We start from the raw sequence: 25,062 nt of genomic DNA on the forward strand, positions 1-25,062 counted from the left end.
TTCCCGGTCCTGGGATGCTAATATTATTCTATGAAGGTTATGGACTTTCTCAGGCAGAAGAACATATCCATAGGGGACAACTTCCAGCTACTTCTGGATGCACTGGGATTGCGTAGAGAGGACTATGTGAAGGCTGTGGAGCAGGAGATTGGAGAGCCTGCCAAGATGTCCAAGTCAAAGGGAAATACCGTTGACCCGGAGGAGGCAGTGCAGAAATACGGAGCAGACACGGTGAGGCTCTACATACTCTTCGCTGGACCCGTGGAAAAGGACTTTGAATGGACGGAGGAGGGAGTGCAGGGTGCCTACAGGTTTCTGAGAAGGCTCTGGAACCTCTTTCACCAGCACCTTGAAGGTATGAGAGAAGCTGGGTATAGCAGAGAGGACTTTGTGAGCCTTGCGGGAAAAAGTAAGGATATAAGACACAGGACCCACCAGACTCTCAAGAAATACCTTTCAAGCATGGAAGACCTTTCCTTCAACACATCCATAGCCAGCATAATGGAGCTTCTGAATGTGCTTCAGGACTTTCAACCCTCTGAAGGTCTGGACTACAAGGTGCTCAGAGAGTCCTTTGAGATTATCCTTTTCATGCTATATCCCATAACTCCTCACATATGCGAGGAGCTATGGCAGAGGCTAGGCTACGACAGGCTCATGGCCTTTTACCCCTTTCCACAGCCAGACGAGAAGGCCCTTATACTTGAAGAAATAGAGATTCCGGTGCAGGTAAACGGAAAGTTGAGGGCAGTGGTAAGGGTGCCGTTAAACGCAGAAGAGTCGGCAGTGAAAGAGCTTGCTCTCAGAGACCCGAGAGTGAGCCAGTGGCTCGATGGTAAAGAGGTCAAAAAGGTGATATACATAAAGAACAAACTTCTCAATCTGGTGGTCTGACATGGAAAACCTGATAAACCTGTTCCTTTTCTTGGGGAAGCTCCTGCTCCTGATGCTCCTTGTAGGTCTACCCCTTCTCCTTATAATAATCTTCATAGCGGACAGAGTTTACAGGAAAGTTGGTCCAAAATATGAAGAACTCAGAGATAAAAGGATAAGAGAGCTGGAAGAGAAAGAGAAGGAGCGTGGAGATGAGGGGAGGAGGAAAAAGCTATGATTATTATCATATAAATTCCCCTTGACAGCTTTTAAGCTCATGCTAATTTTTTGATAACCCATTCATAAGGAGGTAAGGCATGCCGATGGAAGTTTTGCCAGGACCCGCTGGCTATATACCAACCCCTGCAGCCTTTGAAGGTGTCGAACTTCCACCACCAGGAAAAGCACTGCTCTACGGAAAGATAGTGGATGAAGAGACTGCCATGAGAGAGGCTGCAAAGGCAATGCTCACAAGGAGAAACCCCACCATATTCCCTGGCCCTCTGGTTCTCTGGGGCTGGAACGCCGGAGCCATGGAAAAGGCAAAGGCTGTTCTTGAGCTATCTATGGAAATACCCAACTGCAGGATAATACCCATGCCCGACTATAGACCAAAGTATCCCAAGATAGACCCCGAGGCCGAGATAAACCCCAACCATCCAAACCTAACCATACTTCACAACAAGATAGAAGCCTGTATATTTGTAGGCGTCCACTGCCATTACGCAAACCTTTCTCTCAGGATGATAAGGGCTGGGACAAACTGCTTTACCATAGCCCTGTGTGCAGAGATGGGGCATGAGGATGCCATGGTTTCTCTCAGGGACCAGCATGCAGATGAAATAAGGCGATTCAGAGATGTGCTTGTTAAGGTAAGAGAAGAGCTTGGTATAAAGTGGGAGCCAAAGCTCCCTCCAGAAAACCCCTCACTTCCAAAGGAAGAATACCAAACCCTTTCCGTTCTGGATTATGGAGAGTATTCTTACCTTTTAATCCCCAGAAGGGGAGAGCATGTGACAGAAAGCGAATAAAAACGGAGGTAGTGTCATGCCAGAACAGAGAGTTGTAGATGCAGATTACCTTCTTTTAGAGGCACCGAGAGAAAGAAAGTTCATCACCGGTGCCCAGGCGATGGCTGAGGCAGTCAAGCGTGCCAACGTGGATGTTGCCATAGCATACCCAATCACCCCCCAGTCTGAGGTCATGCACCTTGTGGGTGATATATGGGCACAGGGATACATAAAGGACTACTACAGGGCTGAGGAAGAATACGGTGCCATGTCCGCCATAGCGGGTGCAGTGAGGGGTGGTGCAAGGGCATTTTCCGCCACATCCGGTCCCGGACTTCTCAGGGGTCTTGAAGCCATAGCTTCCTGGCCCGGTCACAGGATACCTGCGGTGCTTGGTGTTCTTACAAGGGTTGTAAACGCTCCTCTTTCCATACAGCCTGACAATGTGGAGATTTCTTACCTTCTCAACTGCGGTATGGTTGTCCTGCACGCAGAAAATCAGCAGGATGTTTTTGATTTCACCCTTGCCAGCTTTATCATATCTGAGATGGTTGATGTTTACATACCTATAGCCGTCTGCACCGAGGGCTTCTTTGTCACCCACGCCAAAGGCTACGTGAACATGACCCCCGAGGACATGAAACTGCCCCCCAGAGACCCCTACAAGGCACCAGTGCCTCCCACAGACTGTGAGATACCACCAGCAAGGATACAGAGGGATGCTCCAGTCCAGAAGTCCAACTTCATGAGCTATCTTATACATGCGGTCTGGCAGCAGGAGATATGGGCTTCCAACATAAGGGCTATGAAATATATATACAAATACCTTGGAGGACCCATAGAGGTGATAAACCCGGACGCAGAGGTCTTTGTGGTTGCCTCCGGTTGTGCTGCCGCTCAGGGAAGGGAAGCGGTGCGTTATGCCCAGCTTGAGGGTCTCAATGTGGGTCTTGTAAAGGTCAAGTCCATAAGACCCTTCCCGGAGAAGGAGATAAGACAGGTGCTTTCAAAGGCAAAGGCTATAATAGTGCCAGAGCACAACATAGTGGGATGGCTTGCCAAGGAGGTAAAGGCTGCCATTCCCAACAGTGACAGCGTGATAGGCGGACCAAGGGTCTACGGTGGTATGACGCTGCCGGTGGAGCTCATAATGGAAAAGATCTATCAGGCCCTTGGTATAAAGAAGGAAAAGAAGGTTGTTGTATAAAAACTTCAAGGAGGTGTAAAGATGGGTCTGGAGTATGTAAGAATTTCACCAGGCTTTGAGAAATATATGCCCAAAGACTACGTGGACCTGGTCCAGTACGGGCAGTTTGGAAAAGAGATAGACGTCCAGCAGCTGGGACAGTTCAAGGAGTTGGTGGAAGAGCACCCCATGTGTGCAGGGTGCTTCATGGCTTACTTCATAAGGGTCTTCTATGCAGCACTTCCAAAGCCAGAGGACACCATAGTCATAGGCACCGCCGGATGCGCAAGGCTTTCCCTCTCTCAGGCGGCGGTCCCCTTCATATACGGAAACTACGGAGACACCAATGCGGTTGCCTCAGGTCTCAAGAGGGCCCTCAGTATAAGGTTCCCCGACAAGGAAAAGGATGTGGTGGTCATAGCTGGTGATGGAGGACTGATTGACATAGGCTTTGGTATGACCATGCACTCCTGGTTCAGAAGGGAGAAGTTTACCACCATTATGGTGGACAACGAGGTCTATGGAAACACGGGAGGTCAGGAGAGTGGTATGTCTCCAAAGGGCGTTCAGCTCAAGATGGCTCCAAAAGGAAAGCAGTTTGACAAGATAAACGCAGTGGAGCTTGCCAAGACCGCAGGCTGTGTCTATGTGGCAAAGCTTTCTCCCACAAATCCCAAGAGAATCGCAAAAACCGTGAGGAGGGCAATCCTCGCCGCAAGGCACTTTGGGCCTACCTTCATACATGCCTACACTTCCTGCAACATAGAGTATTCCATACCCACTGAGAAGGTTCTTGAGGATGCCAGGAAGAGGGAAAAGCAGGACTTTGGCTTTTATGAATGGATGACGGAGGAGGTTAAGGAGTTCTTTGAAGAGATTGAAAGGAAGCCCGAGGAGGTTAAAGCATGAAAAGGTATAACATACGCATAGCAGGCGTCGGTGGGCAGGGGGTGGTTACCTCCGCCCACATACTTGGTAATGCCATGTCTGCGGCTGGCAAATATGCCACCCTTGTTCCCTTCTTTGGCTCTGAAAAGAGAATGGCACCTGTGGAAGCCTACGTGAGGGTCTCCGACCAGCCCATCTATGAGGTGGGTGAGGTGGTCTATCCCAATGTTATAATGATTTATCATCCCCAGGTCATAACCCATGGAAAGTCCTACACCATGCCCTTCTATTCAGGACTTAAGGAAAATGGCCTTGCCATAATAAACACAGATGTGGATATAATACCTGAAGAAGACTGGAAGATACTGAGCGACCTGAACACAAGGGTCTACATGTTCCCCGCAACAAAGATAGCTCTGGACATAGCCGGCACAGAACTTGCCACTAATATGGCAATGATAGGTCTCTTTTTCGGAATAACCCGAATCGTGGGCTTTGAACATATTGAGCAGGCAGTAAGAGAAAGGTTCCTCGGAAATACCTTTGTGGCTTCTGGTGGAACCACCGCCCTTGACAGCGCCATAGAGAAGAAGTTCAAGAAAAAGATGGAGCTTCTTGAAAAGAACATGCAGGTCATAAGGGAAGCCTTCAAGATAGCGGAGGAAAGGGGCTGGGTGGAAGAAGAAGCTCTTACGGGTTAAATTAATCTATAAGGAGGCAAGGCAGGTATGTACTATGTGGCAGATGTAAAGGAAGCGGACTGTGCTAAGTATAACTGCAAACAGTGCGTGCTCTTCTGTCCAGAACCCAACACTCTCATGTATCATGACTCCAAGCATGTGGCATGGGTAAACTACTCAAGATGTAAGGGATGTGCCATATGCGTTTATGTGTGTTCCGACCTTCTTAAGAGAAACTGCATAGAAATGGTCATGGTAACCGCCGGAGATTGAGGAGGTGGAGTATGAACTTAGAGGACAAGTTTAACCTTCTTGCGGAAGAAGTTAAGAAGAGTATGGCAAACCCCGACCTTGACATTGAGCTGTGCTTTCCCAATGAAGTGGACCAGGGCTGTGAGGTCAAGAGCTATCCCTACCTCAGGGTGAAGTATGTGGTAGAGGGGCACGATGTGTATGAAAAGGAGATAGACATTGACCCCATGTATTGGGAGAAGGATGTAAAAGACCTTGCAGGTCTTGTTACCTTTCAGATACAGCAGTTCATGGAGGAGATAGACTCTGTGGAATACGGCGGAGAGTAAAATGCTCCCTGCCTTTGTAATAACCGGATTTCTTGGAAGTGGTAAGACTACCCTTCTTGTCAATTCAGCGAGGGAGCATTTTCAGGGAAAAAGGGTGGCGGTCATAGTTAACGAACTGGGTGAGGTGGGTGTGGACGGTAAGGTCCTCAAAAATGCATACTCTGAGGTGCTTGAGCTTCCAGAGGGCTGCATATGCTGTTCCCTTCATTCTGAGTTTGAGAAGGCAATTAAGGAAATAAGAGAAAAGTATGACCCCCAGCTGCTTTTGGTGGAGACCTCTGGTGGGGCGGTGCCCTTTCCCATAATCCTGAGCCTTCAGGCACTGGGTTGCAGCGTGGATGGAGTTATTTGCCTTGTAGACTGCTGGAGCTTTGAAAAGTACAGGGAAGATAGCACTGCAAGGTATCAGATAGGCGGTTCAAACGTGATAGTGCTGAACAAAACAGACCTGGTGGAAGAAAAAAGAGTATTGGAGATAGAAAGGGAAGTGCTGGATATCTGGAGGCTTTACAGACCGGTTAACTCTTTTACGGGAGAACCCTTCTACACAAGGGTGAGACTCTATAGAGCAGTATACGGCAGGCTTCCTGAGGAAGTATTCTCAGGTGCATATACGATTCCTGAGCTCAAGAACATAGCCACAGAACATGGGCACAGTCACCACCATAGAGTTATAAACCTGATTGAACCCGTGGATTACGAAGAGCTTGAAAAGAGATTAAAAAGCCTGCCTGAGAACATAATAAGGGCAAAGGGAATAGTTAGGCTAAAGCACTATCCTTTCCCCGTTGCGGTAAACTATTCCTTTGGATACATAGATAACCCGATAGAAGTCAAAGGCTACGACGGGCCCTCCTTTCTGGTGCTTATAGAAAACTAATTTTCTGGAGGGTAAAAGATGGGTTTTGAACTGCTTTTGCAGAACATACTCAATCCGCCTGTTCTCATGTTCCTCCTCGGGCTTGGTGCCATCCTCCTCAGGACAGAGCTTGAAGTGCCACAGCCTCTACCAAAGCTCTTTTCCCTTTATCTTCTTATAGCAATAGGTCTTCATGGTGGCTACGAACTTTCCAAGAGCGGCATAACCTTTGAAGTGCTCAAAGTGCTCCTGCTTGCCATGTTCATGGCGGTTGCAGTGCCCGTATACGCCTTTTTCATTCTCAGGCTAAGGCTTGATGTTTACAACGCCGTTGCCATAGCGGCCACTTACGGCTCCATAAGTGCGGTTACCTTCATTACCGCTGGTTCTTTTCTAAACAGCCTCGGGCAGAGCTATGGTGGCTACATGGTGGCCGCCATGACCCTTATGGAGTCCCCCGCCATAGTCATAGGACTTGTGCTTCTTACTCTCTTTGCCAGAAGAAACAGCAACACGGGGGTAAACTGGGGTGAGGTTCTGAGAGAAGCCTTTCTCAACCCCTCTGTCTACATACTCATGGGAACCCTTCTTATAGGCTTTCTCACAGGTGAAAAGGGCTGGAAAGCCATGGATCCGCTGTTTGGAGTCCTGTTTAAGGGCATGCTTGCCTTTTTCTTGCTTGATATGGGTATAGTGGCCGGTCGCAGGATTGGTGAGATTAGAAAAGTTGGGCTTTTCCTCATAGCCTTTGGTGTGCTTCTTCCTGTGTTCAACGCCCTTGTGGGAATATTTCTTGCGAAAACCTTTGGTCTGGCAAAGGGGGATGCCTTTATGTTTTCCATCCTGTGTGCAAGTGCTTCTTACATAGCAGTTCCCGCCGCCATGAGGCTATCGGTGCCCGAGGCAAACCCCAGCCTTTATGTTACCATGTCCCTTGCCATAACTTTCCCCTTTAACATAGCAGTAGGCATACCACTATATTACTTTCTAATAAACCATCTATGGGGGTAAGAAGATGAAGCCTATGAAAAAGGTTGAGGTGGTGATTGACAGCATATACCTTAGCAGGGTGCTTGATGTGCTGGAGAAGGCAGGAGTTTCCGGTTATACGGTTATAAAGGATGCCCTGGGAAAGGGAGAAAGGGGTATAATGGCAGGCGATGAGCTTACAGACGTGTTCAAAAACAGCTATGTGTTTACAGTATGCTCCGAAGAGGTGGCACAGAAGATAGCGGAGAGTCTGAGACCGCTACTGAAAAAGGTTGGAGGAGCATGCCTCATATCTGATGTGCTCTGGCTCACGCACTGATATAAGGAAAACTTATAATCTTTATCATAATTACTAATGGCATACACTCTATGCGAGACTTATAATATGAGGATAATCTTACACAGGAGGTGTTTAAAATGGCAACCATAACACCAGATAAGACCCTTGACGCATCTGGTCTTAACTGTCCTCTTCCAGTTCTCAAAACAAAAAAGGCTATTGAGGAGCTTCAATCTGGACAGATACTTGAAGTTATAACCACAGACCCGGGGGCAAAGGCTGACATACCAGCCTTCTGCAACAGAACGGGACATCAGCTTCTTGAAACGGTGGAAGAGGGAGGAAAGATAATCTTCTACCTCAAGAAGAAATAAGGAGGGAAACATATGGTTACAGAAAGACTTGCCATAATAGCCACAAAGGGCACCCTCGACATGGCATACCCACCCCTTATCCTTGCCTCAACCGCAGCCTCCCTTGGCATAGAGACGGCAATATTCTTTACCTTTTACGGTCTAAACATCATACACAGGAAGAAGATGCACGAACTCAAGATTGCACCCATAGGGAACCCCGCCATGCCAATGGCTTTCCCTCCCTCCATGCAGAACCCCGTAACAAATGCCATATCTTCCATATTTCCAGGACCTCCTCAGATTATGGGCGTAATTCCTGGAATGACAGACCTCATGAGTTTTATGATGAAAAAGACCATAAAAGAGCACGGTGTGGCGGACATACCTGAGCTTGTAGAGGTCTGCAAGGAAGCGGAGGTAAAGCTCATACCCTGTCAGATGACCATGGAGCTTTTTGGATATAAATATGAAGACCTCATAGAAGGTCTTGAGCCACCCGCAGGCGCTGCCACCTTCATGAACTACGTGCTTGAGGCAGACAAGCCCATGATAATCTTCGTCTAAGGAGGATAGATATGGCATACGAGAAAGTGCTCTTCTACATCCTGACGGTGCCCTTCTTTGAAAGGGCAGAGCCGACCACCGGCGAGCTTATAAACCCACAGGCGGGTGCTCCCTTCTTCCTTGCCACCGCCGCCACCACCATGGACTACGAGGTTGAGATGGTTATAACCTCAGAAGCTGGCTTTCTGCTTATGAGAGACAATGCCAAAAAGGTAAAGGTTCGTCCAGGGGTGGAACAGACCATCTATGACTTCATAAAGATGGCAAAGGATGCTGGTGTGAAGATATACCTTTGCGTGCCATCCCTTGACCTGACGGAAATATACAAAAAAGAAGATGTGAACCCGGAACTCTGCGATGGCATAATAGGTGGTGCAGCCTTTCTTGACAAGCTCATGAGCGGCGAGTATGCAGTTCTCACCCTTTAATTCTGTTTCCACCTCCCCCTTTTTTGAGTATGCACTCATAAGTTTATCCTTATATATACATAAGCAAAATTTAATTGACTTTTATCATGTGCATAATACCTTTATAGAAGGAAGAAACCTTAAGGAGGTTTACCATGGATGGACATATTTATGGATATAACCTCCCCATATCGGAGAAAACCAAGGCAGTGCCTTGGGAGGAAAAGGTCCGTATAGTGGAGGAGGTAAAGTCTGACTTTCGTTTTAAGGAATACATCTTTGGCTGTCTTAACTGTGGCGTATGCACCGCATCCTGTCCTTCCAACAGGTTCTTTGATTACTCTCCCAGAGAAATAGTGCAGAGGTTTCTGGAAGAGGATGTGGAAGTCCTGTATGATATGATGCACGAATACATCTGGGCATGCTCTCAGTGCTTTACCTGCTGGATAAGGTGCCCCTTTGTGAACAACCCAGGTGGTCTTGTAGCAATAATGAGAGAAGTGGCGGTGCGTAACGCTTTTGAGGCAACCAAAGACCTCCTCAAGCCCTACGGAAGGGTGCTTCTCAAAGTCATGACCACAGGAAACCAGCTCTCTGCAGACATGCTCCAGCCCGACTTCTTCCCCGACTGGGGTCCAAAGATGGCAGACAACATGGAAAACCTCAGAGCCAAAAGGCTTGCCATACCCTTTGATGTGGGTAAGTCTGTAAAGACCGCATGGGAAGTATCCCTTGAGACGGCAGTGGAGATGTATACCATATGGAGAGAGACGGGTATATTTGAAATGCTGGAAAAGCTCGACCCCAACCTCTACAACGTCATAATGGACATTGTGGAGGAAAACGAGGAAAGGTATGAGGAGCTTTATGAGGAAGAAGAGTAAGCTAATCAAAGGGGTTGATGCCCCGAAAAAACCTAAGGAGGTGTAATCATGGCAAAACATGGCTTTGGACATAACAGCCCGGGAGGTCTTCTGAGATATCCAGAACAGCCCCCCTTCCCACTCAAAGAATACAGCGCCCACTACGACCACATCTTTGAGATGATGGAAGAGCTTGAGGCAAAGGGCGAAATACTCATACACAGGATAACCGAAGAGCACCAGCCCATAGAGGTCTTCACAAGGACAGGAAGGATAAAAACCATCCCTACCAATAAGCTCTGGCATCACAAGTCCTGTGGTCAGTGCGGAAACATACCCGGATATCCTGCCTCTGTTTTTTGGTTCATGAACAAGTTCGGACTTGACTACCTGAATGAACCTCACCAGACCTCATGCACCGCATGGAACTATCACGGCTCTGGCACTTCCAACCCTGTTGCCCTTGCGGCGGTATGGCTCAGAAATATGCACCAGGCATGGAAGACCGGATACTATCCCCTCATTCATTGCGGAACCTCTTTTGGTTCATACAAGGAAACGAGAGAACAGCTTATAATGAACAAGGAGCTCAGAGACGCCGTAAAGCCAATCCTGAAAAAGCTCGGAAGGCTCACAGAGGATGGGAGAATAGTTATACCCCAGGAGGTGGTCCACTACTCCGAATGGGTTCACGCCATGAGATACAAGATTGCAGACCTCTACCAGAAGGAGGGTAAGCCAAAGGGCATAGATGTTTCCAACGTAAGGGTTGCCATCCACAACGCCTGCCACACCTACAAGATGATTGCTGACGACTACCCCTATGACCCGGAGGTTTACAACGGACAGAGGCCTGCAGCATCTGCGGCGGTTGTCAAAGCCCTTGGTGCGCAGGTGGTGGACTATTCCACATGGTATGACTGCTGTGGCTTTGGCTTCAGGCACATACTGACCGAGAGGGAGTTTACCAGGTCCTTTGCCATACAGAGGAAGCTCAAAGTTATCGCAGAGGAGATAAAGGCAGACCTCATAGTGACCCATGACACGGGTTGCACCACCACCTTTGAGAAGAACCAGTGGATAGGAAAGGCCCATGGCATGTATCACCCTGTGGCAGTCATGTCTGACGTTATGTTTGCAGCCCTCGCCTGCGGTGCACATCCCTTCAAGATAGTCCAGCTATACTGGAACTGCTCCGATTACGAGAGACTCCTTGAGAAAATGGGAATAACCAACTGGAGAGAGCTCAGGAAAGAGTGGGAAGACACCGTCAAATACATAGCAGACCTGGAAAAGGCCGGTAAATACGACGAGCTCATGGAATTCTTCAAGGAATACGACCTTTATGAGCCTTACAGCAGGACTTCCACAGGTAAGCCAAAGGCTTCTGCAACTGCAAACATGCCACTTTTCAAGTCCTAAGCTTTCTCTGGGGGCTCTGCCCCCATAAGAACAACTAAAGGAGGTTTAACATGGCTAAGAGCGTGCTGGTAGTTGGAGGTGGTCCTGCAGGACTCGCGGCGGCCAGAACTCTGGGAAGGCTCGGAGTATCCACTATCTTGGTGGAAAAGGACAGTCAGCTGGGTGGGAATCCTATCAAAAACCACTACCACACCTTAATCCCCAGAAAGCTAAAACCCTCCCAGGTGATAGGTCCTTACATAAAGGATGTGGAGCAAAACCCCAATGTGAAGGTTCTTCTCAACACGGAGCTGACCGCCTGCGAAGGCGAGCCCGGAGAATACAGGGTGACCCTCTCCAACGGAGAAAAGCATGAGGTGGGTGCCATAGTGGTTGCCACCGGCTTTGAGCACTTTGACCCAAGAAGGAAAGGTGAGCTCGGCTACGGGCTGTATCCAGATGTTATAACGAACCTTGAGCTTGAAAGGATGTTCTCTCAGGAAGGCAAGCTCTACAGACCCTCCAACGGACAGCTTCCAAGAAGGGTTGCTTTTGTTTTCTGTGTGGGCTCAAGGGACAGACAGCTGGGTGTGACCAACGTTCACTGCTGCAGGTATGGTTGTGCACTGTCTGGTCTTCAGGGTATGGAAATAAGGGAGCACTACCCTGATGTGGACGTTTTCTGTTATTACATGGACGTGAGAACCTACGGCACATGGGAATACCCCTTCTACTGGGCTCCTCAGGAGCAGTTTGGTGTCAGGTATGTGAGGGGAAGGATTGCGGAAATCACATACAGCCCTGCAGACGGAAGGCTCAGGGTAAAGCATGAGGACACCATAGTTCAGAGACCTGCAGAGGTTCCCATGGACCTTGTGGTGCTTGTGCTTGGAATGGAGCCATCCCCCGGAACCAAGAAGGTCGCCAAGATTCTGGGGCTTGCCCAGGACCCTGATAGCCAGTTCCTCATACCCTCTGAAGAGTCTGGCTCCAACATCATATCCAACAAGCCAGGCATTTTCATAGCAGGTGCCTGTAAGGGTCCCATAGACATAGAGTCTTCCTTCTCCGAAGGTGAGGCAGCAGCTGCGGAGGCGGCAGCATTCCTGGGTGCAAAGGTGATGGTATGAAGAAGCCTGTCATTCTTGATGACTTTCTTGTCAGGGACTACCTGATAAAGATACTGGGAGAAGGCGAGGACTTCGTTCAGGAATTTTACAAGGACCTCCTCGCCAAATCCCTCCTCTTCCAGCAGGCTTTCAGCAAGGAGAGGCTCCCATCCCTTACAGAGGAGGACATTGACCTAATTCTGGAAAAGATATTCCCCGCAAGAAGAAAAAGGCAGAAGATAATCCAAGAAACGGGCATTGACAGGCTCAAAAGAGCCATAAGCGACCTCCTCTACGGAAAGGCTCAGAGCTGGGAAGAGAGGGTGGAGAAGTTTGTAAAAGAGATAAGGGGTGTGGACAGGAAGTCTGCAAGGGATATAGCCAGTGAGATACTTCACTTTACCTTTCCTGAGCAGTATGTGCTGTGGACAAGCTGGATATGGGACCCAGAGAGCGAGAGTGGTGCGGTGGTCTTTCTAAAGGAAGAGCCCCCAAAGAGGAGCATGTATGGGGAAACTTACGAGGAGTTTGAGCTCATATACAAGCAGGTTCAGGAAAAGCTTCTGGACTTTGGTATAAAGGTAAAGGGGTATCTCTTTGTGGACATATTCCTTGCCATGATATACGCCACCTATGTGGACTACATGACCCTGTCCACCATGCACAGTGCCAAGGGCTTCTTCCCCCCTGCCGGGGTTATGGCAAGAAGACTGCTTGGTGTTATAAGAAATGAAGACCTTCTGGAGGTATAACCATGGCAATACACGAGCGTAGCCTTGTAGAGCCGGAGAGAATTTTGAGGAAAGAAAGGCTTGTTATTGACGGCGTTGATGTCTCTGGGGACTGGAACCTGATAATCCTCCCCAGGGTGATAAACGATTATGACCTTGACTTTGCCAAGGATGTTATGAATTCTCCCGATGGCAAAACCATAACCCAGTGCTACCAGTGCTCCTACTGCACTGCCTCTTGCCCCGTCCACAACTACTGGGATGAGAGATACAATCCAAGACACTTCATATACCTTGCAAGGCTGGGTATGATAGATGAGCTTCAGAAGCGTGCGGATGTTATGTGGAGGTGTGTCTCCTGCCACAAATGCACGCACAGATGTCCAAAGGGTGTGCTCGTTGAGGAGGTGCTCAAGGCAATACTCAGAGCGATGGCGAAGAAGGGGCTTGTGGAGGAATATCCCTCCAAGAAGTTTGACAAGTTCTTCACCGAGTCCGTTCTTGAATATGGAAGGATAGAGGATGGAGAGTTGCTCTTTGGATGGATAGAAAAGCAGGGATACAGGGTTTTCAAAGACCCCATACTCAAAAAGCCCATACCCTTCATAGGTGAAACTCCAGAGTGGCTAAAGCAGTTAACTGTAAAGCCCCTCAAATCCATGAACATAGGCTTCCTGGTCCTGAACGCCAAGCACATGCTCTTCCATCCAAGAACAAAGAACTGGAGCAAGTTCAAGCAGGTCCTGCGCAAAGTGATGCAGGAAGAAGGTGCATTACACTAAGGAGGTTTAACATGGGTGTGATAGGTAAAAGAGTTGCATACTATCCTGGCTGTTCCCTTGAAGGTGCAGCAAGGTCTTATGATGTATCTACAAGAATAGTGGCAAAGGAGCTCGGCCTTGAGCTTGACTACCTTGAAGACTACAACTGCTGTGGTGCCATGGAGTCCAAGAACGTGACCTTTATGGGCACCATGCTCCTGAATGCCAGAAACATGTCTCTTGCAAGAAGACAGGGCCACAATGTAATAGTGGCTCCCTGCAACGGATGCTCCTTTTCCCTTCAGAGGGCAGAATACTTTCTTGAAACGGATAGAGCTGTCTATGACAGGGTCAATGCCCTTCTGAGAGAGGGTGGTGTGGACCCCCTTGACCAGATACCCCAGACCTACCACATACTGGAGTGGTTCTACCACGAAGCGGGGCCACAGAAGGTGAAGGAGAGGACAAGAAAGCCCCTCAGGGGCCTTAAGGTTGCCAACTACTACGGATGTCTCTACACAAGGCCTCACTTCTACGCAAGAACCTATGCCCACGCAGGCGGTCAGGATGAGGAGGCAAGACCAAGGAAAAGGGAGACGGCAGATGACGACGAACATCCATATTACATGAATGCCCTTCTCGAAGCCGCAGGTGCCACAAGCGTAGAGTTTGAGCCCATGCACACGCAGTGCTGTGGAGGACCTCACTCCCTCTCTGATGAATTGGTCTCAGAGAAGTTCGTGATGATGATACTACAGACCGCAAAACGCAACGGTGCGGACATAATAGCCACAGAATGTCCTCTATGTCATGCATCACTTGAGATGTATCGCCACAGGCTCATGATGAAGGGTGTGCCGGATGTGGATGTGCCTGCCGCATACTTTACGCAGCTCCTCGGGCTTGCCTTTGGCTACAGTGTGGGTGATGTAAAGCTTAAGGACAACCTTTCAGACCCTATCCCTGTTCTCAAAAAGCTCGGACTTGCATAGGAGTAGAGCATGGGCGTGGTGCAGGGGTTGGAAAGCGAAAGAGAATGGGAATACAATGGGTGTGTTGTTCCCCTTGACCTTTATTACGAGATAGAGACACAGACCTGGTTGAAGGTGAACGAAGATGGAACTGTTACCATGGGCCTTACGGATGTTGGTCAGGTCAGGGCTGGAAGGCTCCTGCACGCCCGTATAAAGAATGTGGGTAAGGTGGTGCAGAAAGGGAAGCCTGTGGCATCCCTTGAAAGTGGCAAATGGGCGGGTCCTATAAACGCCCTTGTTGAGGGCGAGGTGGTGGAGAGAAACGAAAAGGTGCTGGAGCAGCCCGATATAATAAATTACGACCCTTATGGGGAAGGCTGGATTGTGAAGATGAAACCACTTGACCTTCATAGGGACATAAAAGACCTCCTCTATGGCAGAGATGCCATAGAAGAAATGAGAAAATACATTGATGAATGGGATATAATCTGTATGAGGTGCACATGATGGCAGCGAGAGATAAGCATGTTATCCTGCTTGTTTCACAGTGGTGTGCCACGTGCCCCGATGCAGATGCCCTCTGGAGGAAGCTTCAGGCAGAGTATGGCTTTAAATACGAGGTGCTTGATGTGGCACAGCCGGAGGGCAGAATGTGGGCAAAAAAGCTCATAGTAAGAGCTGTCCCCTCCACCATAATAGATGGTAAGCTTGCCTTTGTGGGTGTCCCTGAGGAGGCTGAAGCCAGGAGGGCTGTGGAGGCATGAAGGTAATAATTCTCATGACAAGCGGTCCGAGAACTCCCTGGAGATGTGCATCACCATTTTATATTGCAGCCCTCATGGCCGCCAACGAGGCGGAGGTGGAGGTGTTTTTCAACATGGACGGCACAAGGCTTCTCAAGAAGGGTGTTGCAGAGAGGATACTTCCGGCCGAACCCAACTGCCTTTCTCCAAACGGTAAAAAGCTAAAAAGTGTTTATGACTTTATGAAGGATGCCAAGCAGGCGGGGGTTAAGTTCTACTCCTGCAAGCAGGCGATAGACTCACTGGGCTACAAGCCCGAGGACCTTATACCGGAGCTGGATGGGGTATTTCCAGCCAGCGAGTTTGCCCTCAGGGCAATGGAAGCTGATAAGGTGCTAACCTTTTAAAATTTCTATAAAGGAGGGTAAAGCATGGCAACAGTCAACGGCTGCAACATACCTGAGGACCTTCTCTATGACGTGGACCCGGAGGCAAACGCCTTCACCTGGGCAAAGGACAACGGGGATGGCACTTACACGGTGGGTCTGACCTCCGTGGCAGCGGCCATGGCAGGAAGGCTTGTGGCCTATACGCCCAAGAAGGCTGGAAAGGTCATAGAAAGACGCAAGAGCATCGCAACCATTGAGAGTGGTAAATGGGTTGGACCAGTGCCTACTCCCCTCACGGGAGAGGTGGTGGAAGTAAATGAGGCCCTCAAGGGCAACCCCGCACTTGCCAATGACGACCCTTATGGTGCTGGATGGATAGCAAAAATAAAGCCCACAAACCCTGAAGAGGTCAACAGCCTTCTGAAAGGCCAGGCCGCTGTGGATGCCCTTACAAAGGTTATCAACGAGAAGGGTATAAAGTGCGGATAATGAACTTCAGGGGTGGAGCGACCCACCCCTCCCTTGAAGATGTAGAGCTTGACACAAGCCTCCTTGAGGAGCTCTCTGAGGGCTTTGAGCTAAGGTTGAAAAATTTTGGCAGAGATATACACTTTCACAGCCCCGGTTTTAAGCACTACGAGGTGGAAGACTTTTCTATAAAGACTGGTCCAAAGTTTGTGGACATATCCATAACTGGCAAAAACTGCGAGCTCATGTGTGACCACTGTGCCTCAAAGATACTCTGGCACATGATACCTGCCACAAGCCCTGAGGAGCTCTGGAAAGTGGCAAACGAGCTCAAGGATAAAGGAGTCGATGGACTTCTCATATCCGGAGGTTCTAACAGGGATGGTGTGGTGGAGCTCTATCCTTTTTTAAATACTATGAAGAGGATAAGGGAAGAGCTGGGTATGTTTGTGAGCTGTCATGTGGGTTTAGTTGACAGAGAGCTTGCAGAGGGACTGAGAGAGGCTCAGGTGGATGCGGTCCTCCTTGATATAATAGGAGACGACCAGACCATAGCAGAGGTCTACAAACTGCCCCACAAGAGCACAAAAGATTATGAGGAGTCCCTCAGGCTTCTTAAGGAAGCAGGCCACAACATAGTTCCTCATGTGATAATAGGGCTACACTACGGACAGATAAGGGGTGAATACAGAGCCATAGACATGATTGCCCAGTTTGACCCATCAGCCCTTGTTATCGTGGTTGTTATGCCCTACTACGGGAAGGCTCGCTTCCAGCTTCTTCCTCCACCAAAGCCTGAGGAGAGTGCAAAAGTTCTGCTTCATGCAAGAAAAGCTCTTCCAAAAAGACCTGTGGTAGTGGGATGTGCAAGGCCTGCAGGTCAGGAAAGGGTAAGGCTTGACCTATACGCCCTTCATGCGGGAGTGAATGGCATAACCTTTCCGGCGGAAGGTATTTTCACATACGCAAAGAGTCTGGGATTGAACCCGGTGGTATCACCAAACTGTTGCTCTACTGTGTTTTTGCACTAAATTTATCAGCCATGAAAGTCTTTGACATTGATACTGCAAGAGACCTTATAGCGGTCATAAAGCCCATAGTTGAGGAAATAAACTTAAAGAGGGAAGAGCTCTATTCCTGTGTGGCAAAACTTGAAGAAGAAGGGGATGAGCTTGAAAAGCTCTACTTGCAGAGCCATATAAATGACCTTGACATGGACATAAGACGGCTCTTCCAGAAGATAGAGGCTCTGGGTGGCGTTATAAAGGGTGTGGACCCCATACTGGTGGACTTTCTGTCTTTTCATCAGAACCGCTACATATGGCTCTGCTGGAAGGAGGATGAGGATACCCTCATGTTCTGGCACGAGCTAGATGAAGGCTTTGCGGGCAGGAAGCCCATTGACCAGCTTTATGAATAAAAATCCATATAAACCCTTGAAGGGGTAGCACCCTTCTGCCCCTGATACTTGCCCCTGTAAGGTTTCTCTGCTCTCTGGTCTAGCCTCGCAAGCACAATCTGGCATATACGAACGCCCCTGTATATGCGTATGGGACAGTTGTTGGCGTTGTATAGCTCAAGGGTTATCTGTCCTTCAAAACCTGCGTCCACCCAGCCTGCATTCTCTATAAAGAGCCCAAGCCTGCCAAGAGAAGACCTGCCCTCCACGAAGGCAGTTATGTCCTCGGGAAGTTTAATGTATTCTTCTGTGGTGGCGAGCAGAAAAGCCTTTGGGGGTATGAGAAAGCCCTCTTCAGGAATGCTCAGCTTTTCCACGGGTATGTGTGGGCTCCTGAGGTCTATGCATTCTGACCTGTAGAAAAGTACCTCCCCACCCAGAGTAAGGTCCACAGAGGATGCCTGCACGTTCTCCTCCCTGTAGGGCTCTACCATTAACCTGCCTTCTCTTATGAGCTCCTTTATGCTTTTGTCGCTCAGTATCATGGTCCTGTGTGGGGGTGGAGGGACTCGAACCCTCACGGCTTTGGGCCGGCGGATTTTAAGTCCGCTGCGTCTGCCAGTTCCGCCACACCCCCTGCAGGTATTAAATTATAATATTTCCCTCAGAGTTATGAGCTACTGGCGAGGCATAATACACAGATACAGGGAGTTCCTGCCCGTAGGTGAAAGCACGCCCGTGATAACACTGTGCGAGGGAAATACTCCGTTAATTCATGCAGAAAACCTTGCAAAAGCTATTGGCTTCAGGGGGGAGATATTCCTAAAGTATGAGGGCCTAAATCCCACGGGTTCTTTCAAGGACAGGGGGATGACCGTTGCCATCTCAAAGGCTGTGGAGGCCGGGAAAAGAGCTGTTATATGCGCCTCAACGGGCAACACCTCAGCTTCAGCAGCTGCCTACGCTGCAAAGGCAGGTCTGAAAGCCTTTGTATTACTTCCTAAGGGTGCAGTTGCCCTTGGAAAACTCTCTCAGGCCGTTATATATGGTGCGAGGGTTATAGCCATTCAGGGAAACTTTGACGATGCCCTCTATATAGTAAGAAAAATAGGGGAGCTATTGCCAGTGGAAATCGTCAACTCTGTAAATCCCTTCAGGATAGAGGGGCAGAAAACGGGAGCCTTTGAAGTGTGCGATGCCCTTGGCAGGGCTCCGGACTATCACTTCATCCCTGTGGGAAATGCGGGCAACATAACCGCCTACTGGAAAGGATATAAGGAATACCACAAAGCAGGGAAGATTACGGAGCTGCCAAGGATGATGGGCTGGCAGGCGGAAGGCTCTGCGCCCATAGTAAAGGGCTACCCCATAAAGAACCCACAGACCATAGCAACCGCCATAAGGATAGGAAACCCTTACAGCTGGCAACCAGCCCTTCAGGCGGTTCGTGAATCTGGCGGATTGATAGATGCGGTCAGTGATGAGGAAATACTTCATGCCTACAAGCTGACGGCCTCGAGGGAGGGCATATTCTGCGAGCCTGCTTCTGCCGCCTCTGTTGCAGGGCTTATAAAGCTTACAAGAGAGGGATTTTTCAGGGGTGGTGAGGTGGTGGTCTGCACCCTTACGGGAAACGGTCTCAAAGACCCCGACACTGCCATAAAGGTCTGCGAACAGCCGGTAACCCTTCCGCCAGATTTGGAAAGGGTTGCGGAGTTCATACAGGTATGAGGGTGTTGCCACTGAACCAGGAAGCTTTCTCAGAAACCGCTGAAGTCCTCGCAGGTGGTGGTATAGTATGCTTTCCCACGGATACCATATACGGTCTGCTGGCGGTTGCTCTGAACAGGAAGGCGGTGGAGAGGCTCTATTCCTTCAGAAGACCCTCTGGAAGACCTTTCCTCCTTCTAATACCCGATACTTGCTGGCTTGATTACCTCAAGCTCAGGCATGGAAGGATACACCTGCGTCTTATGAAGGAGTTTAACGCCACCTTTCTCTTTTACAAGAAAAACTCCATACCCCTCTATCTGACAAGAGGGAGAAAGAGTCTTGCGGTAAGATTACCCAGGCCAAACAGTTATGTCTCTGGTCTGTTCTCCTTAATAGACCAGGCTCTTGTAGCTCCGAGCGCCAACCCCGAGGGTATGAGGCCGGCGGTAAGGGTTGAGGAAGCTATGGATTACTTTGGTGATAAGGTGGACCTGTATGTGGACGGTGGAAAGATAGAGGGGAAACCTTCTACCATTGTCAGGTTCCTGCATCCAGGGGGTCTCAGATGTGTGAGAGAAGGAAACATACCCTTCATGCAAATACTTGAAGCCTACAGAAGGCTGAAGACTATCTCTTCCTCCTTGCCTGAAGACGCTCCTTGAGAGTTTTTCTCTTTGGACCTTTCTGGCTCTGGTCAGACTTGCCTTCGGCTCCACTAAAAACTGCCATGCTCAGAAGCTTTTCCCTTTCCTGTTCCTCTTTTTTGAGCTCTTCTTCCACTTCTTCCTGTGTTCTGACCTGCATGTGCATTATGTCTGAGAGGGTCCTCTCTCTGAACCTTGAGAGCATATCCTCAAAAAGGTAGAAGGCTTCCTTCTTGTATTCCACCAGTGGGTCCTTCGAGGCGTAGCCCCTCAGGTATATGCTCTCTCTGAGCCTGTCCATGGTATGCAGGTGCTCCCTCCAGAGATGGTCAAGGTTGGAGAGCATGACGATTTTTGCAAGCTCTCTGAAGATATCTTCACCCAGCTCTTGCTTTCTTCCGAATATAATCTCAAGAACTCTCTGGGAAAGCTGGTTTACGAGGTCTTCCCTGTCTCTTGCTGGAGGCACTTCCACCTCTCTTCCGGTGAGCTCTCTCAGGTAGTCTCTGAGGGGCTCCAGTTCCCAGAGCTCTGGCTCTTCCTCTTTTATGAGTTCTTCCACCTTCTGGGCTACAAGGTCCTGAACAAACTCCTGAAGGTATTCCTCCAGGCCCCTAGATTCAAGAAGGTCTCTCCTTATGGAATATACCGTAAGCCTCTGGGTGTTCATAACCAGGTCATACTCAAGAAGTCTCTTTCTAATCTGGAAGTTCTGGGCTTCCACTCTCTTCTGGGCGTTCTGTATTGCTTTTGTTACCATACCGCTCTCTATGGGCTCTCCCTCAGGAATTTTTAGAAGCTCCATAAGCTTTTTAACCCGGTCTCCGCCAAATATCCTCATGAGGTCATCTTCAAGGGAAAGCACAAAGCGGGACTCTCCTGGGTCCCCCTGTCTTCCAGCCCTTCCCCTGAGCTGGTTGTCTATACGCCTTGATTCGTGCCTTTCCGTGCCTATGACAAGCAAACCTCCCAGCTCCACCACCCTTTTCTTCTCCTCCTCCGTTATCCTGTATGCCTTTTCCAGTGCTTCCTTCCACTCTTCCTCTGTTGCCTCCTCTATAGCCTTGCCCTTCGCCCTTAGCATCTCTTTTGCAAGATATTCAGGGTTTCCGCCAAGAAGTATGTCCGTTCCCCTTCCTGCCATATTGGTGGAGATGGTAACTGCGCCCAGTCTTCCCGCCTGAGCGATTATCTCTGCCTCCCTCTCATGCTGTTTGGCATTTAGCACATTGTGAGGAATCTTTTCTTTTTGTAAAAGCCTTGAGAGATGTTCAGAATCTTCTATGGAGACGGTTCCTACCAGTATTGGTCTGCCCTTTGCATGCTCTTCCTTGATTAAATCCACCACAGCCTGCCATTTTTCTCCCTTTGTCTTGAAAACCATATCGGGATGGTCCTTTCTCCTCATGGGTCTGTGGGTTGGGACAACCACCACCTCAAGACCGTATATTTCTTTAAACTCCAGTGCCTCTGTTTCTGCGGTGCCTGTCATACCTGAGAGCTTCCTGTAGAGCTTGAAGTAGTTCTGGAAGGTTATGCTGGCAAGTGTCTGGTTTTCTTTCTGTATGGGAACGCCTTCCTTTACCTCTATTGCCTGATGTAGACCATCACTCCAGCGCCTGCCCGGAAGCACCCTTCCGGTGAACTCATCCACTATAAGAATCTCGCCATCCCTCACTATGTAGTGCACGTCCTTCTTGAAAAGGCTGTGAGCCCTGAGAGCCTGATTTACCGCATGAAGAAGGTCTATATGCCTTATGTCGTAGAGGTTTTCTATTCCAAGAAGCTCCTCCACCTTCCTTATGCCCTGCTCTGTAAGCTGCACGGTTCTGTTCTTTTCATCTACCGTGAAGTCTTCATCCTTTACCAGTTTTCTCACCACCTCATCCGCCCTGTAATAGACGGAAGTGTCCATCTCCGCAGGACCAGATATTATAAGGGGCGTCCTTGCCTCATCTATGAGTATGGAGTCCACCTCGTCCACTATGGCAAAGTTGTGACCTCTTACCTGAACTATTTCTTCTGCTGAGAAGGCCATGTTGTCCCTCAGGTAGTCAAAGCCAAACTCGTTGTTGGTGCCGTAGGTTATGCTGCACTGGTAAGCCTCCCTTCTGGTGCAGGGCACCAGCTTGGTGTAGAAGGCCTTCTTTGCCTGAACACTTATAAGCTCTGAGGGCAGAGTTTCCTCAAAGTAGCCCTTTGGCCACACCCTCCAGTCTTCTTCCACTGCCCTGTCTGCAAGCTCTGGGTCTGCCCACTGGACTCTGTAGGAGCTATAATCGGAGTTTATAACACCCACATCAAGGCCGAGAAAGAGATAGATGGGCCCCATCCACTGGGCATCCCTTCTGGCCAGGTAGTCGTTGACAGTAACCACGTGCACACCCTCTTCTGTCATGGCATTTGCTGCAACTGCAGAGGTAGCCACAAGGGTCTTGCCCTCACCGGTTTTCATCTCTGCAATCTTACCCTCATGAAGCACAAGACCACCTATCAGCTGCACATCAAAGAACCTCAGACCCAGAGTCCTCTTTCCTGCTTCTCTCACAAGGGCAAAGGCAAGCTCTACCTCTTCTGTTATTTTCCCCTCCATTATCTTTTGCTTTATGTCTTCATCCTGCAGAATTCTCTGGCGAAGTTCATGGGCCATAAGCCTGAGCTCCCTGTTCGAAAGCTCATCCAGCTCTTCTTCTCTGTGTCTTATCCTCTGAACGACCTTCTTTAACCTCTTTACCTCGCGCTCGCTCTTTGTGCCCAGAAGTTTTTTCACAAGCCATTCTATCATAGCATTAAAATTATAACCGCAAGGTCATTGGCAGCAGCCTCTGTTTTTCCTCCACCTTCTCCACCAGAGATATGAGAGAAGGGCAGTAATCAGAAGGACCGTCAGATACTCCACAGCATGCCCCCCAGTCTGTATGCGAGGAAGCCAAAAAACCAGCCAGCTATGAGGCTGTAAAGGAGAAAGAGAAGGGCAAACCCCTTTCCGGCTTCCCTCCACATGACAGCAACTGTGCCGAGGCATGAGGTATAAAGAAGCAGGAAAACCATGAAAGCAAGGGCGGATGCGGGAGATAGGCTTTTTGCTATTAGAGCCCTCAGACTGTCCGTTCCTTCCTCCTCTACCTCAAAGGCTTTTGGCACAGGTTTGAACACATTAAGAACTGCATCCCTGAAGGCATTTCCAAGCCCGATAGTCTGCTCTTTCAGAGCCTCCGAGAGGATAAACTCCTTCTCTTCCTTCTCCGCCTCTGCAGAATATATGGTGCCCATGGAACTGAGCACTATCTCTCTGGCGAGAAAGGCAGGTATCAGGGAGGTGGCAATCCTCCAGTCCTCAAGGCCCAGTGGTTTGAAGAGGGGTGCTATGGTTTTGCCTGCCTGCGCAGCAAGGCTTTCGGAGGGGTTTTTAACACCTGGGGGAAGGTTGAGGAGAAGCCATATAAAAACTGACGCCGCAAATATGAGAGTGCCGGCTCTGTAGAGAAAATCCCTCACATAGACCCACACAATCCTGAATAGAAGCCTGAAAGTGGGAAGTCTGTAAGGCGGCAGCTCCATGACAAAATGGTATAGGCTCCCTTTAAAGAAGGTCTTTCTCAGCAGGAAGGCGGTTATAAGAGCAACCAGAACACCAAGAAGGTAGAGGAAAAATATAACAGTGGCCGGGTTCTTGAAAAAGAGCACTGCAAAAAAGGAGAAGACCACAAGCCTTGCTGGACAGCTCATGAAGGGTATCATGGCTATTACCAGCAGTTTGTCCCTTTTTGTCTCAAGTGCCTTGGTGGCAACTATGGCAGGCACATTACAACCAAAGCCCAGAAGAAGGGGGACAAGGCTTTTCCCATGAAGCCCCAGCCTGTGCATGAACCTGTCCATAAGAAAGGCAACTCTGGGAAGGTATCCAGAAAACTCCATCAGCGCCAGCAGGAAGTATATGACGGCAATGAGGGGAACAAAGGTAAGAACGAAGCCCACTCCACCCACCACCGCTTCAGAAAAGAGTTTCTGAAGCCATTCGCTTACCCCAAGGGCTGCCATGCCCGCAGAGACCAGAGGGGCAACAAAACCATTTACAAAGCCATCCACCCAGTCCATGAAGGGCGCAGAAAAATCAAAGGAAACCTTAAAGAGAAGAAACATAAGCAGGAGGAAGATGGGGATACCAAAAACTGGATGCAAGAGCACCTTATCCAGAGAGTCTGTTATGTCCCTTGCGGTAAGGAGCTTTTTTTCAATCACTTCTCTGTAGAGCCCATGGGCCATTGCATACCTTTCATCCTTTATCAGGTCATGAACTTCTTTTCCCAGGGCCCTTTTTATACTTTCCCTTAGCTCCTTAAAGTCTTCTCTCTGGAGGAGTTTCCTTATTAGCTCTGCCTTTGTTTCGTCTTCCCTTTCTCTGACTTTCTGGAGGAACTCCTCCAGCTCTTTGCTGTATCTTATGACTTTTGGTCTCTCCTTTAAGCTGAAAACCTCCACTATGTTGGGAAGCAGAGCTTTTACGCCCTCACCAGTCCTTCCGTTGGTTCTGAGAACTCTCACCCCGAGCAGTTCAGAGAGCCACCGGTCATTTACCTCTATGCCCAGTTTCTGGGCTTCGTCTGTCATGTTGAGGACGATGATAAGGGGAATTTCATGCTCAAGGAGCTCTACCGTCAGGAGCAGGTCTCTTTCCATGTTGGGGGTTTCTATGATATTGAGTATCAGGTCTGGTTTTTCCTGTCTTATGTAATTGTATGCCACCCATTCGTCCTCTGAGATGGGCTCAAGGGTGTATATGCCGGGAAGGTCCACAAGGCTTATCTCGTAATCCCAGAACCTTACCTTTCCCTCTCTTTTTTCAACGGTTACCCCTGGCCAGTTGCCCACCTTGAGGCTTGTGCCTGCAAGATGGTTAAGAATGCTCGTCTTTCCTACGTTGGGATTGCCCGCAAGGGCCACCCTTATGCTTTTCATTGAACTTCTATACCCTTTGCCAGGTCTCTACTTATGACTATTCTTGAGTTGTCCACCTTTAGAAGAAGGTTTCTTCCAGTTTTCTGCAGAAGGGATATCCTTCTGCCCTTCCTGAGGCCCATGGCTTTCACCTTTTCCAGGACCTCTTCCTTACCGCTGAGACCAAGTATTACCACTTCCTGCCCTGGCTTGACCTCTTCCAGGTTCATACCACACCTCCTGAAAAAAATCTGG

Annotated in this window: 32 protein-coding genes and 1 tRNA gene; 28 read left to right on the forward strand and 5 right to left on the reverse strand. The window is 49.1% G+C overall.

Annotated elements, in window-relative coordinates; all coding sequences use genetic code 11:
• The first annotated feature begins 30 nt into the window (after positions 1–30).
• The 26 genes from ACKRDP_RS07975 to ACKRDP_RS08100 all read left to right on the forward strand — a co-directional run bounded on the left by ACKRDP_RS07975 (position 31) and on the right by ACKRDP_RS08100 (position 17,533).
• Positions 31–894: a class I tRNA ligase family protein gene (locus tag ACKRDP_RS07975; RefSeq protein ID WP_409154231.1), complete on the forward strand. Its 864-nt coding sequence runs from the start codon at positions 31–33 to the stop codon at positions 892–894.
• 1 nt (position 895) lies between these two features.
• Complete coding sequence (locus ACKRDP_RS07980) at positions 896–1,111, forward strand: hypothetical protein (protein WP_409154232.1); 216 nt, start codon at positions 896–898, stop codon at positions 1,109–1,111.
• A gap of 79 nt (positions 1,112–1,190) precedes the next feature.
• The gene (locus ACKRDP_RS07985; protein WP_409154233.1) at positions 1,191–1,904 is read left to right on the forward strand and encodes a carbon monoxide dehydrogenase beta subunit family protein; all 714 of its coding nucleotides are present in this window, start codon (positions 1,191–1,193) and stop codon (positions 1,902–1,904) included.
• Between the two features lie 16 nt (positions 1,905–1,920).
• Positions 1,921–3,090, forward strand: coding sequence for a transketolase C-terminal domain-containing protein (locus tag ACKRDP_RS07990; RefSeq protein ID WP_409154234.1), 1,170 nt, complete (start codon positions 1,921–1,923; stop codon positions 3,088–3,090).
• A gap of 21 nt (positions 3,091–3,111) precedes the next feature.
• Complete coding sequence (locus ACKRDP_RS07995; protein WP_409154235.1) at positions 3,112–3,978, forward strand: thiamine pyrophosphate-dependent enzyme; 867 nt, start codon at positions 3,112–3,114, stop codon at positions 3,976–3,978.
• Complete coding sequence (locus ACKRDP_RS08000) at positions 3,975–4,658, forward strand: 2-oxoacid:ferredoxin oxidoreductase subunit gamma family protein (RefSeq protein ID WP_409154236.1); 684 nt, start codon at positions 3,975–3,977, stop codon at positions 4,656–4,658. The genes ACKRDP_RS07995 and ACKRDP_RS08000 overlap by 4 nt, the downstream gene beginning before the upstream one ends.
• Before the next feature lie 27 nt (positions 4,659–4,685).
• Positions 4,686–4,910, forward strand: coding sequence for a ferredoxin oxidoreductase (locus tag ACKRDP_RS08005; RefSeq protein ID WP_173833670.1), 225 nt, complete (start codon positions 4,686–4,688; stop codon positions 4,908–4,910).
• An 11-nt stretch (positions 4,911–4,921) separates the two neighbouring features.
• Positions 4,922–5,218: a hypothetical protein gene (locus ACKRDP_RS08010; protein ID WP_409154237.1), complete on the forward strand. Its 297-nt coding sequence runs from the start codon at positions 4,922–4,924 to the stop codon at positions 5,216–5,218.
• Between the two features lies 1 nt (position 5,219).
• Positions 5,220–6,098 (forward strand): CobW family GTP-binding protein, encoded by an 879-nt coding sequence (locus ACKRDP_RS08015; protein ID WP_409154238.1) that lies wholly within the window; start codon positions 5,220–5,222, stop codon positions 6,096–6,098.
• A gap of 18 nt (positions 6,099–6,116) precedes the next feature.
• Positions 6,117–7,088, forward strand: a complete 972-nt coding sequence (locus ACKRDP_RS08020; RefSeq protein ID WP_409154239.1) for a sodium-dependent bicarbonate transport family permease — start codon at positions 6,117–6,119, stop codon at positions 7,086–7,088.
• A 13-nt stretch (positions 7,089–7,101) separates the two neighbouring features.
• Positions 7,102–7,386: a P-II family nitrogen regulator gene (locus ACKRDP_RS08025; protein ID WP_409154240.1), complete on the forward strand. Its 285-nt coding sequence runs from the start codon at positions 7,102–7,104 to the stop codon at positions 7,384–7,386.
• A 98-nt stretch (positions 7,387–7,484) separates the two neighbouring features.
• On the forward strand, positions 7,485–7,721 hold the full coding sequence (locus ACKRDP_RS08030) for a sulfurtransferase TusA family protein (RefSeq protein WP_173833675.1): 237 nt from the start codon (positions 7,485–7,487) through the stop codon (positions 7,719–7,721).
• Between the two features lie 12 nt (positions 7,722–7,733).
• Positions 7,734–8,267 (forward strand): DsrE/DsrF/DrsH-like family protein, encoded by a 534-nt coding sequence (locus ACKRDP_RS08035; protein ID WP_409154241.1) that lies wholly within the window; start codon positions 7,734–7,736, stop codon positions 8,265–8,267.
• Between the two features lie 11 nt (positions 8,268–8,278).
• Positions 8,279–8,695 (forward strand): DsrE family protein, encoded by a 417-nt coding sequence (locus ACKRDP_RS08040; RefSeq protein WP_173833677.1) that lies wholly within the window; start codon positions 8,279–8,281, stop codon positions 8,693–8,695.
• 134 nt (positions 8,696–8,829) lie between these two features.
• Positions 8,830–9,558 carry a 4Fe-4S dicluster domain-containing protein gene (locus ACKRDP_RS08045; RefSeq protein WP_409154242.1) on the forward strand — a complete coding sequence of 243 codons (729 nt, stop codon included), beginning with the start codon at positions 8,830–8,832 and terminating at the stop codon, positions 9,556–9,558.
• Between the two features lie 48 nt (positions 9,559–9,606).
• On the forward strand, positions 9,607–10,959 hold the full coding sequence (locus tag ACKRDP_RS08050) for a heterodisulfide reductase-related iron-sulfur binding cluster (protein ID WP_409154243.1): 1,353 nt from the start codon (positions 9,607–9,609) through the stop codon (positions 10,957–10,959).
• A gap of 50 nt (positions 10,960–11,009) precedes the next feature.
• A complete protein-coding gene (locus ACKRDP_RS08055; RefSeq protein ID WP_409154244.1) occupies positions 11,010–12,068 on the forward strand; it encodes an FAD-dependent oxidoreductase in 1,059 nt (352 codons plus the stop codon).
• A complete protein-coding gene (locus ACKRDP_RS08060; RefSeq protein WP_409154245.1) occupies positions 12,065–12,799 on the forward strand; it encodes a hypothetical protein in 735 nt (244 codons plus the stop codon). The genes ACKRDP_RS08055 and ACKRDP_RS08060 overlap by 4 nt, the downstream gene beginning before the upstream one ends.
• A gap of 2 nt (positions 12,800–12,801) precedes the next feature.
• On the forward strand, positions 12,802–13,560 hold the full coding sequence (locus ACKRDP_RS08065; RefSeq protein WP_409154246.1) for a 4Fe-4S dicluster domain-containing protein: 759 nt from the start codon (positions 12,802–12,804) through the stop codon (positions 13,558–13,560).
• 11 nt (positions 13,561–13,571) lie between these two features.
• Positions 13,572–14,531 carry a CoB--CoM heterodisulfide reductase iron-sulfur subunit B family protein gene (locus tag ACKRDP_RS08070; RefSeq protein WP_409154247.1) on the forward strand — a complete coding sequence of 320 codons (960 nt, stop codon included), beginning with the start codon at positions 13,572–13,574 and terminating at the stop codon, positions 14,529–14,531.
• A gap of 9 nt (positions 14,532–14,540) precedes the next feature.
• Positions 14,541–15,020 (forward strand): glycine cleavage system protein H, encoded by a 480-nt coding sequence (locus ACKRDP_RS08075; protein WP_409154248.1) that lies wholly within the window; start codon positions 14,541–14,543, stop codon positions 15,018–15,020.
• A complete protein-coding gene (locus tag ACKRDP_RS08080; protein ID WP_409154267.1) occupies positions 15,020–15,277 on the forward strand; it encodes a thioredoxin family protein in 258 nt (85 codons plus the stop codon). The genes ACKRDP_RS08075 and ACKRDP_RS08080 overlap by 1 nt, the downstream gene beginning before the upstream one ends.
• Positions 15,274–15,663, forward strand: coding sequence for a DsrE family protein (locus tag ACKRDP_RS08085; protein ID WP_409154249.1), 390 nt, complete (start codon positions 15,274–15,276; stop codon positions 15,661–15,663). Before ACKRDP_RS08080 ends, ACKRDP_RS08085 begins: the two co-directional genes overlap by 4 nt.
• Before the next feature lie 24 nt (positions 15,664–15,687).
• On the forward strand, positions 15,688–16,134 hold the full coding sequence (locus ACKRDP_RS08090; RefSeq protein WP_409154250.1) for a glycine cleavage system protein H: 447 nt from the start codon (positions 15,688–15,690) through the stop codon (positions 16,132–16,134).
• Positions 16,134–17,144, forward strand: a complete 1,011-nt coding sequence (gene lipS1, locus ACKRDP_RS08095; RefSeq protein WP_409154251.1) for a LipS1 family lipoyl synthase — start codon at positions 16,134–16,136, stop codon at positions 17,142–17,144. The genes ACKRDP_RS08090 and lipS1 overlap by 1 nt, the downstream gene beginning before the upstream one ends.
• Before the next feature lie 11 nt (positions 17,145–17,155).
• Positions 17,156–17,533: a DUF2203 domain-containing protein gene (locus ACKRDP_RS08100; RefSeq protein WP_409154252.1), complete on the forward strand. Its 378-nt coding sequence runs from the start codon at positions 17,156–17,158 to the stop codon at positions 17,531–17,533.
• Here the strand turns inward: ACKRDP_RS08100 and dcd are convergent.
• Complete coding sequence (dcd, locus tag ACKRDP_RS08105; protein ID WP_409154253.1) at positions 17,524–18,093, reverse strand: dCTP deaminase; 570 nt, start codon at positions 18,091–18,093, stop codon at positions 17,524–17,526. The two genes, ACKRDP_RS08100 and dcd, sit on opposite strands and share 10 nt — an antisense overlap.
• Positions 18,067–18,149, reverse strand: a tRNA-Leu gene (locus tag ACKRDP_RS08110). The genes dcd and ACKRDP_RS08110 overlap by 27 nt, the downstream gene beginning before the upstream one ends.
• Before the next feature lie 35 nt (positions 18,150–18,184).
• Between ACKRDP_RS08110 and thrC the strand changes: the two genes are divergently transcribed.
• Both thrC and ACKRDP_RS08120 read left to right on the forward strand, forming a co-directional pair.
• Positions 18,185–19,243 carry a threonine synthase gene (thrC, locus tag ACKRDP_RS08115; protein WP_409154254.1) on the forward strand — a complete coding sequence of 353 codons (1,059 nt, stop codon included), beginning with the start codon at positions 18,185–18,187 and terminating at the stop codon, positions 19,241–19,243.
• Entirely contained in the window at positions 19,240–19,887 is a 648-nt protein-coding gene (locus tag ACKRDP_RS08120; RefSeq protein ID WP_409154255.1) for an L-threonylcarbamoyladenylate synthase, read from the forward strand. Before thrC ends, ACKRDP_RS08120 begins: the two co-directional genes overlap by 4 nt.
• On the opposite strand, the gene secA is transcribed toward ACKRDP_RS08120, so the two are convergent.
• The 3 genes from secA to ACKRDP_RS08135 form a co-directional block, all read right to left on the reverse strand.
• On the reverse strand, positions 19,853–22,654 hold the full coding sequence (gene secA / locus ACKRDP_RS08125; protein WP_409154256.1) for a preprotein translocase subunit SecA: 2,802 nt from the start codon (positions 22,652–22,654) through the stop codon (positions 19,853–19,855). The two genes, ACKRDP_RS08120 and secA, sit on opposite strands and share 35 nt — an antisense overlap.
• A gap of 101 nt (positions 22,655–22,755) precedes the next feature.
• Positions 22,756–24,828, reverse strand: a complete 2,073-nt coding sequence (gene feoB / locus ACKRDP_RS08130; protein WP_409154257.1) for a ferrous iron transport protein B — start codon at positions 24,826–24,828, stop codon at positions 22,756–22,758.
• Positions 24,825–25,037, reverse strand: coding sequence for a FeoA family protein (locus tag ACKRDP_RS08135; protein ID WP_409154258.1), 213 nt, complete (start codon positions 25,035–25,037; stop codon positions 24,825–24,827). Before ACKRDP_RS08135 ends, feoB begins: the two co-directional genes overlap by 4 nt.
• Positions 25,038–25,062 lie beyond the last annotated feature (25 nt).

The organism is Pampinifervens navoyensis (assembly GCF_046159715.1).
GTDB lineage: Bacteria > Aquificota > Aquificia > Aquificales > Aquificaceae > Pampinifervens.